This window comes from uncultured Mycobacterium sp. (genome assembly GCF_964249325.1).
Classification (GTDB): Bacteria; Actinomycetota; Actinomycetes; order Mycobacteriales; family Mycobacteriaceae; genus Mycobacterium.
Map to the genome: position 1 here is coordinate 1 of NZ_CAXUCH010000180.1, position 8,902 is coordinate 8,902.

The window sequence follows — 8,902 nt, forward strand, 5'->3', positions numbered from 1 at the left end:
GGCAGCGACAGACCCGCCAACAACACCCCGCCGTTGCCTCCCTCCAGCAGCGGGAAGTTGCGCGAGACCATCACCACTCGCCGCGCTGTCGCGCCCGGATCGGCTGCGCGGCCCGCGGCGACCGCCATCGTCAAGGCATCCTCGTCGGGCCCCTTGACCCGCCTGCCGCCGCGTTGCCACGGCGGCAAGTAGGTACCGATCGCCACAATGTCGGTCATGCGGGCTCTCCGGGGCGGTCTGGGACGGACAGTTAATACGCTATATAGTTATAGCATTGTCTGCCACTTGGACGAAGGGATCCGGTTTGCCCGCCAGCATCGAGCGCAGTTTGAAAGGCCGCGTTGTGGTGGTCACCGGCGCCAGCCGGGGCATCGGGCGCCAGATCGCGCTTCGCGCCGCAGCAGACGGCGCGCACCTGGCGCTGATCGCCAAGACCCACACCCCACATCCGCGCATCGACGGCTCACTGACGCAGACCGCCCAGGCGGTGCGCAACGCCGGCGGCGACGCGCTGGCGCTGCCCTGCGACATTCGGGACGCGGACGCGGTCGGCGATGCGATCAGCCGGGTCGTCGAGCAGTTCGGGCGCATCGACATCGTCGTCAACAACGCCGCAGCGCTGGACCTGCGTCGCACCCCCCAGCTGCCCGTCACGGCGTTCGACCGGTTGCTGGCGGTCAACGTGCGTGGCCCCTTCGCGCTGGTACAGGCCGCCTACAAGCACCTCAAACTCTCAGACAACCCGCACATCTTGACCATCTCACCACCTATCAACCTCGAACCAGCCTGGGCAGCAGCACATTTGGGCCACACAATCGGCAAATACGCCGAAAGCCTGCTGACGTTGGGTTGGTCGGCCGAATTCCAGGCTATTCCGATCGCGGCCAATTCACTGTGGCCGGCCACTACGGTGGCCAGCACGGGAATGATGGCCGTGCTGGGCGAGGACGCCGCCCGAGCGCAGGGCCGCAGTCCACAAATCATGGCCGACGCTGCGCATGCGATCCTGACTCGGGCCGCCGCAGAATGCAGCGGCAACTTCTTCACCGACGAACAGGTGCTGCGTCAGGAGGGCGTCGATGACTTCTCCGAATATCGACTGGCCGCCCGCGAGGAGGACCTGACCCCCGACTTCTACTTACCGACAACGCCCTTACCCGCGGTCTGACGCGCAATGAGTTGCTTTGAGCGGCTGTGCGCCAACGATTCTGACCTGGCGAAGTTGCGGGCATCGATCCGCGAGTTCCTGCGTGCCGACCAAGCCGAATTCGGCTGGCAGCCCACCGTGGATTCGTGGCTGTCATGCTGGGACGAAGCATTCAGCGCCCGCCTCGGCGACGCCGGTTTCCTGGGCCTGACCGTCCCCGCGCGCTACGGCGGACGCGGGTTGGGCCATCTGCATCGTTACGTAGTCACCGAGGAACTGCTGGCGCACGGCGCACCGGTGGCCGCGCACTGGGTGGCCGACCGCCAGCTCGCGCCCACCCTGCTGGCCTACGGCACCATCGAGCAGCAACAGCAGCTGCTGCCCCGCATCGCCGCGGGACGGCTCTACTCGGCGATCGGGATGAGCGAACACGGCGCCGGCTCCGATCTTGCCGCCGTACAAAGCAGGGCCACCCGAACCGAGGGCGGCTGGACCATCAAGGGCACCAAAGTGTGGACCAGCGGCGCGCATCGGGCACATCAGATCGTGGTGCTGGCCCGGACCAGCCCGGCCGATCCCGAACGCCGCCACGCCGGGCTGAGCCAGTTCCTCATACCCCCAGATGCGCCCGGGGTCACCATCCGGCCGGTCGCGCTGATGTCAGGCGAGCACCATTTCAACGAGGTCGTGTTCGACGACGTGTTCGTGCCCGACGCCGATGTGCTTGGAACCATCGGCGACGGCTGGCATCAAGTGACCGCCGAGCTGTCCTTCGAACGCAGCGGCCCCGAACGTATCCTATCCACCGCGCCGCTGATCAGCGCCGCCATTCGCGCCGTGGCCGCCGCCGGGCAGTCCGAGCAGTCCGCGACCGCAGTGGGTGAGCTTATGGCCCGGCTGGTCTCGCTGCGCCAGTTGTCGGTGTCGGTGGCCCGTGTGCTGGCCGACGGAGGTTCGGCGGCCAGCCGCGCAGCGCTGGTCAAAGACCTCGGCACACAGTTCGAGCAGCAATCGGTCGACTTGGCCGCCGACTTGCTGCATGATCCCGACCCGGCCCTGCGCGCGATGCTCGACACGGCTCGGCTGCACCGGCCGCTGTTCACGCTGCGCGGCGGCACCAACGAGGTGCTGCGCGCCGTGGTGGCCAAGGGGATGGGAGTGCGATGAGCGCGCTGACCGCGTTGGCCGGCGGCGTCTTCGACCAGCCCGACGACGACGGCGCCGAGCTGCGTCAGCTTGTCGATGACATAGGCCGCCGCTGCTTTGAGGCGCGGCTGGGTCAGCGCACCCGACCGGAGCGCTTCGACGAAGCCCTATGGCGCCACCTGCAGGACACCGGACTGGCCCGGTTGACCAGTACCCCCGAGTTGGCGGCCGGTCCCGGCGAGCTGGCGACGGTGCTCGCCGGGCTGGCGCGCCACGCCGGCGCGGTCCCGATCGCCGAAACCGATCTGCTCGCAGCATGGTTGGCCCAGCAGGCGGAACTGCAACCGCCGACCTCGGGGCCCCTGACCATCGCCGAATCCGATGCGACCGTGTGCGGCGACCGCCTCACAGGCAGCGCGGCCGACGTGCCCTGGGCGCGGGATGCTGCCGCGATCATCCTGTGCGCCAAGACCTCTGAGGGCTGGTGCGCCGCGCAACTGAATCCTGCAGACGTTGTGATCGACGACGGCCAGAACCTGGCCGGTGAACCGCGCGACCGGATCAGCTTCGAGCTGCCCGCCGAGCGGTGTCACCGCATCGAGGCGGTGGTGTACGACGAGTTGGCGCGGCGCGGGGCATGGGCCCGCTGTGTTCAGATCATCGGGGCACTCGATGCCGCCGCCGAGCTGACGGTGGCGCATACCGGCGAACGCGTGCAGTTTGGCCGACCGCTGTCGCGGTTTCAGTCGGTGCAACACGCGCTTGCCGCGATGGCCGGCGAGATCGAAAGAGGCCGGGCCGCAGTCACATTAGCCGTCGCGGCCGCCTGCGATTACGGGTTCGGCGCCGCCCAAACCGACTACGCCGTCACCGTGGCCAAGGTGGTGCTCGGCCGCGCGGTGGGCCCGGCCACCACCATCGCCCACCAGCTGCACGGCGCGATCGGTGTGACCCTCGAGCACCGGCTATGGCTGGCCACCATGCGTGCTCAAAGCTGGATCACCGAGTACGGCCATACCGCACACCACGCCCGCAGGCTCGGCCAGGTCGCGATGAGCGTGCAAAACCCATGGGACCTCATCATCGGCAACGACCTGACCGGCTGGAAGTAACCACGGCACGAAGGAGAAACAGTGACAGTTGCGGCATTCAACGGCGCATCGGCGATCGTCAGCGGCGGCGCCGGCGGTCTGGGCGAAGCAACGGTGCGACGGCTACACGCCGACGGGCTTGCCGTCGTGATCGCCGACCTGGCCGAGGACAAGGGCAAGGCCCTGGCCGCCGAACTGGGCGAACGGGCGCTGTTCGTGCCCACCGACGCCACCGACGAGGACAGCGTCCGAGCAGCCATCGACGCAGCCAACACGCTTGCCCCGCTGCGTTATGCGGTCATCGCCCACGGCGGGTACGGCGGGCCACCCGAACGCATCGTCAACCGCGACGGCACTCCCGCTGACTTCGGGGTATTCCAAAAGGCCATCGAGCTGTACCTGTCGGGCACCTACAACGTCGCCCGCCTGGTCGCCGCCTCAATCGCCACTGCCGAACCCCGCGACGACGACGAGCGCGGTGCGCTGGTGATGACCGCGTCAATCGCCGGCTACGAGGGCCAAATCGGGCAAAGCGCCTACGCGGCGGCCAAGGCGGGGGTGATCGGGCTGACGCTGGCGATCGCGCGTGACCTCGGCTCGGCCGGCATCCGCGTCAACACCATCGCCCCCGGCACCATGAAGACCCCGATCATGGAATCGGTCGGCGAGCAAGCACTCGCTAGGTTCGCTGCGAATGTGCCCTTCCCCAAGCGGCTCGGCGCGCCCAGTGAATTCGCCGACGCCGCAGCGTTTTTGCTGTCGAACCGCTACGTCAACGGCGAGGTGTTACGCCTCGACGGCGCACAACGCTTCCCGCCCAAATAGCCGGCCACGACCGACAGCAAAACAGTATAATTTTCAAATGATTCGCTGTCTGGCGGCGCTGCGAGCCCTCGTGGGGCTTGCGCTTATTGCTGGAGGCTGTGCGGCGGTAGCGCAGGCGTCGCCCACAGGTGGGGACGGCTCTGGGCAGTGCTCGTTTGTTCTCACACCGCCCAAAGTCGTGCAGGCCTCGGGCGTGACCGTCGTGATGGCCGCGATGCATCCGGGGCCGTGCCCCACCGACGCCGAACCCAATTCGTCGGTGGTGTGTCTGTCCATAGCCGGCGACGGCACGCCCGGACAGTGCGCATCGAAGATGGGCCGCGACCCGGCGATCGTCTACTACACCTACCAGCCGGGCGCCACCTACGTGGTCAAAGGCCTCGGCTGCGCCAGCACGTTCTTACCGCCGTATACCGTCTGCCAGAACTTCGGCCCCTCGCAGACAACCGTGTAAGGCCCGAGCGCTCAACGACACCGGCAGCGCGAAGCGTTCCCGTTACACCGGGTCGAATCCGGAGATCAGCCAGCGATCACCGCTTTTGTCCATGCTCACCCGCACGGTGGAGGCCGTTTCAGTGGGTGCATCGTTGCCGACAGTCACTGTCTGGTCGACGTACACCAGCACGACGGCGTGGTCTGGGCTTGCGGACACCGAGGCCGCAGCGGGAACGGTGGCGACCGCCGAAACGTGGCCCTTTTTCGCGCCGGGGATCACGACATCGTGCACCAACTGCGTGTAGGAGTCCTTGAACTTGCCGGTTAACCGGTCCTGGGCGGCGCCGAGGTCTTTTTCGACACTGTCGGGTCGGTAAGACAGCAGCGCTACGGTGGATTCCTTGGCCGCGGCGACCGACTCGACCGCGGTCAGCGCCGATGCGCGGTTCCACGAATCTTGCCACTTCAAATAGCCGGCCCCCGCCGATATCGACAACGCCAAAACGGGCAGCACCATGAAGGCGAACACTCGCGGCCACGGGATCCGAGCCCACAACGACCGCAACCCTCGTTTCTTCGTGTCATCGGTTTCGCCGTCACCGGCCGATGCACCCTGGGCGCCGGCACGGTCGTCGGCATCGCTAGAGTCCTCGGCGCCGCGCGCATCCTCGGGCTCGTCTGCTTCAGACTCGAGGTTCGCGGTGGTCTCCTCGGCGACCAACGGTTCATCCTGCTCGGTGCCGGTATCGCTTTCAATGGGCACTGCGGTGGTTCCTTTTCTGGTTCGTGGGCTCATTCAACGCCTTGACGGTCCGCGGGCAACTCACGGCACAAACGCGACGTTGGACACCTTGGCCTCGTCGCCGTCCTTGTGCACGGTGATCCGCATCCGCCAGTGCCGCGGTTCCGGCTCGGCCCCCCCGACAGTCGAGGTGTTAACCGACACCGCGACCAGCACTTGGGCTTCCTCACCCGATTGCGACTCCAGACCCGCCTCGGTGATGGTTCCCACCGACTTCGACTGCACCTTTTTGACCAGTTCGATGAAAGGCTTGGAGCGCTTCGAGAAGTCGTCATAGAAGGTGCCGGTCGCGGAGTCCAGAATGCGCTGGATGTCGCCGTCGGCGTGCTGCCAGTCGATCGTTGTCAGATCCAGCGCGCCCTGCCTGCCGACCTGTACGAGCAGCGCACGCTGCTGTTGGGCCTGATGCGACTGGTAATTCCGAAAACCCAGCCACCCGGCCAGCGCCGCCAAACCGACCACCATCACCAACCCGATCACTGTCGCCAGCCGCACCGGCGACATCGGCTCCTTGACCGGCTCGGCCTGCTCAGACCCGTCGTCGGCTTTGCCGTCCACCGCCGCGTCGTAGTCCTCGGCTTCCGCGGGCTGGCTGGCCGGCTCTGCGGCAGTTGGCTCGCGGGTGTCGGCGTCGTGCGCGCCGACACCGTTGCGTGAGGAAGCCTCGTCAGTGGGGCCGGGAGACGGCGGTGCTGCCGTGCTCTTCTTGATCTTGCTCACTTCCTCGTGGGAGGGGTCAGCATGCTCTGCCATGTTTGCTCCTTCGGGGCGCCGCGGCCCAGCTCGGCTTGGGTGTACATCCTCCCGTCGGGTCCGATGTACATTCCGGTGGCCGGATCGTACTGGAGGGCCGCGATCGGTGGTGGCGGCGGACCGGGAGGGGCCGGTGGCCGCGCCTGACCCGGCGGTTCTTCGCCCGGCCTGAACTGCGGGACACCCTGACCCGTATAGGTTGCGTTGGGATCGCCCTTCCAGTTGAAACCGTCGTTGAGCGGAACGTAGGCCTCGTCGCTTTCACATAGTTTGACCGTCGGGGCCCGTTTGCCAGGGCGGGTCTCACAGGGGTAGTTGTGCGCACCGCGCACATTGAGCAGCGAGTCCTGCGGCACCCGGCAGTAGAAGTCGCCATTGGGAACGTCCGGGTAGTCCTCGTAGCTGGCCGCCCGCTGCTGCTGGGCCGGCAGGAACCCGGTGGTGCAAGGCGGCGGCCAGTTGAGATTGAGATTAAAGCTCAAAAAAGCGCCGTTATAGTCCTGCTTGGTGTTGCGGTTGGCTACACCGACCGCTTGGATATCGGCGGCGCCCTGCGGCAGCTCCACCAGCAAAGACTCCAGGTTATCCCGGTAGGTGACACCCACCTGGCCCACGCTGACGAGATTGGCCAGCACGATCGGCAATGTGGGGGTCAGCCGGTCGAACAGCTGTCGGCCTTCGGCGGCCGCCGGACCGCCCTGTTGCAGGACGTGCGCCAGCGCCGCGTCGTTGTTTCGCAGCTGCGACGTGATGCTCGCCAGGTGCGCCGCCCATGCCTGGATCGCATCCGATGACTGGATTTGGCTGTCCAGCAACGGTTTTGACCCGTCAATCAGGGAAACCAGCGCGTCCAGGTTTTTGCGCGAATCGATCGCTAGCTTGGTGGTCCCGTTCACCAGCCGGGAAAGCTCCGGGCCGAGCCCACCTACCGCAATATAGGACTCGTCGACCACCGTTTTGAGATTCTCGCGCGGGATCACCGCCAAGCCCCGATTGGTGGCTTCCAGCAGCGAGTTGATGTCCGGAGGTACATAGGTGCGGTCCGCCGGGATGACGTCGCCGTTTTTCAGCGACGGCCCATGCGCGCTACGCGGCAGCAGCTCCACATATTGCTCGCCGACCGCCGATACGCTATGGACCTGCGCGTCGGAATTGGCCGGGATGTGGATGTCGGAGTCGAGCTGAAGCTCGGCCTGCACGCCGTTAGGGGTCAGGCGCACATCCTTGACCCGCCCCACTTCGACCCCCCGGTAGGTGACGTTGCCGCCCGGATAGAGCCCTCCCGCCCGGGGCAACTCCACGTTGACCGTGTAGCGGTCCACACCGAAGAACACGGTCGGTACTTGCATGAAGTTGAAGAACATGATCGTGGCCGCGATCAGGCTGATCACGACGAACACCACAAGCTGGATTTTCGTGCCCCGGGTCAGATGCAGCAGCATGTCAGCGCCCCTGGTCGAAGTGGTAGGGCACCACCAGCGGGTTGCCGGGGTTGTACTGGCTGCCGGCAATGCACGGGCTGGGCATCTGGCCGATGGTGCGGCCCCATTGCAGTTCCAGCTCGGTCAGGTTGCACTCGAAGCGGGTGCCGGTGAAAAGCGACGCGTCAAGCCGGCTCAGCGTCAAATCGACCACCGCGGTCAAGTTCGCGTAGTCGCCGCGCAACCATTTGCTCAGCGTGTCTTTCGGGAACGGGAAGGTTCCGTAGAACCCCAGTGAGCGTGTCAGCGCCGGCCCGGCGTCGGCCAATGACTGCAGCACCGGGCCCAGATCCTTGAGTTCCTTGACCAGGTTCTGCTTGGTCTTGTTGACCGAGTCAGCAGCAAGCGCACCGAATTTCGCCACCTCGGCCAGCGCATCGGCGAGGTTGTCGCGTTCGTCTTTGAGCACGGTCAGCGCCTCCGGGATGGTCTTGAGCGCCTTGTCGATCACCGGCTTCTGATCGGCGAATTGGCCGACCAGGTTGTTGAGGCTGTCTGTGGCGGCAATGATGTCGGCTTTTTGGTCGTTGAGGTAGGCGACGAACTTATCGAGCTGTTGCAGCAGATGTCTCAGGTCCTGTTCGCGCCCGCTGAAAGCGGTGCTCAGCGCCTTGGTGATGTCTTGCACCTGGCCCAGGCCACCGCCGTTGAGCAGCAGCGACAAGGCGGCCAGCGTGCGTTCGGTCGAGGGATAGGCCCCGCTGGACGACAAAGGGATCAGCGAGCCGTTTTTCAGTTTGCCTTCGGGCGCCACCCCTTTCGGCGGCGCCAGTTCGACGTGCACCGAACCGAGCAGGCTGGTTTGGCCCAGCGTGGCGGTTGCGTTGGCCGGCAAGTCGACGTCGCCGTCGATCTTCATGGTGACCAGCGCGTGCCAGCCTTGTACCTCGATTTTGGTCACGTTGCCGACTGTCACGTCGTTGACCCGGACCCGGGAATTCTGTTGCAGGCTTTGCACATCGGGCATCTGGGCTTGAACGGTGTAGGAGCCCGGGCCGCGGCCCTTGGTGCCCGGTAACGGAAACGAGTTCGCGCCATGGAAGCCGCAGCCGGATAACCCCACCAACGCCAACGCTGCCAGCAGCCCCGCCCCGGCGCGGCGCCAGGACCGTGATCGCCTCATTGTCCACCTCCGGGGGGCACCATCAATCCGCGCAGGCCTTCGGCCGGATTGGTCGGCGCCGGCTGCGAAACCGGTCCTGGCGCCGGTGCCTCTGCGGCC

At 66.3% G+C, this 8,902-nt stretch carries 9 protein-coding genes and 1 pseudogene; 5 read left to right on the forward strand and 5 right to left on the reverse strand.

What is annotated here, in order from left to right; translation table 11 throughout:
* Positions 1 to 218 (reverse strand): annotated as a pseudogene (locus tag ACFE99_RS18720) (hypothetical protein); the annotation flags it as partial.
* Between the two features lie 110 nt (positions 219 to 328).
* Here ACFE99_RS18720 and ACFE99_RS18725 point away from each other — a divergent pair.
* From ACFE99_RS18725 to ACFE99_RS18745, 5 genes are read left to right on the forward strand one after another with little or no spacing between them, the layout of a single operon-like run.
* The gene (locus ACFE99_RS18725) at positions 329 to 1,168 is read left to right on the forward strand and encodes an SDR family oxidoreductase (protein WP_375487887.1); all 840 of its coding nucleotides are present in this window, start codon (positions 329 to 331) and stop codon (positions 1,166 to 1,168) included.
* 6 nt (positions 1,169 to 1,174) lie between these two features.
* The gene (locus ACFE99_RS18730) at positions 1,175 to 2,314 is read left to right on the forward strand and encodes an acyl-CoA dehydrogenase family protein (protein ID WP_375487875.1); all 1,140 of its coding nucleotides are present in this window, start codon (positions 1,175 to 1,177) and stop codon (positions 2,312 to 2,314) included.
* 5 nt (positions 2,315 to 2,319) lie between these two features.
* The gene (locus tag ACFE99_RS18735) at positions 2,320 to 3,405 is read left to right on the forward strand and encodes an acyl-CoA dehydrogenase family protein (protein ID WP_375487889.1); all 1,086 of its coding nucleotides are present in this window, start codon (positions 2,320 to 2,322) and stop codon (positions 3,403 to 3,405) included.
* Between the two features lie 21 nt (positions 3,406 to 3,426).
* The gene (locus tag ACFE99_RS18740) at positions 3,427 to 4,209 is read left to right on the forward strand and encodes an SDR family oxidoreductase (RefSeq protein ID WP_375487877.1); all 783 of its coding nucleotides are present in this window, start codon (positions 3,427 to 3,429) and stop codon (positions 4,207 to 4,209) included.
* A gap of 37 nt (positions 4,210 to 4,246) precedes the next feature.
* Positions 4,247 to 4,663, forward strand: a complete 417-nt coding sequence (locus ACFE99_RS18745) for a hypothetical protein (protein ID WP_375487879.1) — start codon at positions 4,247 to 4,249, stop codon at positions 4,661 to 4,663.
* A gap of 42 nt (positions 4,664 to 4,705) precedes the next feature.
* On the opposite strand, the gene ACFE99_RS18750 is transcribed toward ACFE99_RS18745, so the two are convergent.
* From ACFE99_RS18750 to ACFE99_RS18765, 4 genes are read right to left on the reverse strand one after another with little or no spacing between them, the layout of a single operon-like run.
* A complete protein-coding gene (locus ACFE99_RS18750) occupies positions 4,706 to 5,407 on the reverse strand; it encodes a hypothetical protein (RefSeq protein WP_375487881.1) in 702 nt (233 codons plus the stop codon).
* A gap of 60 nt (positions 5,408 to 5,467) precedes the next feature.
* Positions 5,468 to 6,199 carry an Mce protein gene (locus ACFE99_RS18755; protein ID WP_375487883.1) on the reverse strand — a complete coding sequence of 244 codons (732 nt, stop codon included), beginning with the start codon at positions 6,197 to 6,199 and terminating at the stop codon, positions 5,468 to 5,470.
* Positions 6,163 to 7,635 (reverse strand): MCE family protein, encoded by a 1,473-nt coding sequence (locus ACFE99_RS18760; RefSeq protein ID WP_375487891.1) that lies wholly within the window; start codon positions 7,633 to 7,635, stop codon positions 6,163 to 6,165. Before ACFE99_RS18760 ends, ACFE99_RS18755 begins: the two co-directional genes overlap by 37 nt.
* 7 nt (positions 7,636 to 7,642) lie before the next feature.
* On the reverse strand, positions 7,643 to 8,803 hold the full coding sequence (locus tag ACFE99_RS18765) for an MCE family protein (RefSeq protein WP_375487885.1): 1,161 nt from the start codon (positions 8,801 to 8,803) through the stop codon (positions 7,643 to 7,645).
* Positions 8,804 to 8,902: the final 99 nt, after the last annotated feature.

Bases quoted from the DNA above. Each gene is read 5' to 3' on its own strand.
- ACFE99_RS18730 (WP_375487875.1), top strand. From the start codon at position 1,175: ATGAGTTGCTTTGAGCGGCTGTGCGCCAACGATTCTGACCTGGCGAAG.
- ACFE99_RS18765 (WP_375487885.1), bottom strand. From the start codon at position 8,803: ATGAGGCGATCACGGTCCTGGCGCCGCGCCGGGGCGGGGCTGCTGGCA.
- ACFE99_RS18745 (WP_375487879.1), top strand. From the start codon at position 4,247: ATGATTCGCTGTCTGGCGGCGCTGCGAGCCCTCGTGGGGCTTGCGCTT.
- ACFE99_RS18755 (WP_375487883.1), bottom strand. From the start codon at position 6,199: ATGGCAGAGCATGCTGACCCCTCCCACGAGGAAGTGAGCAAGATCAAG.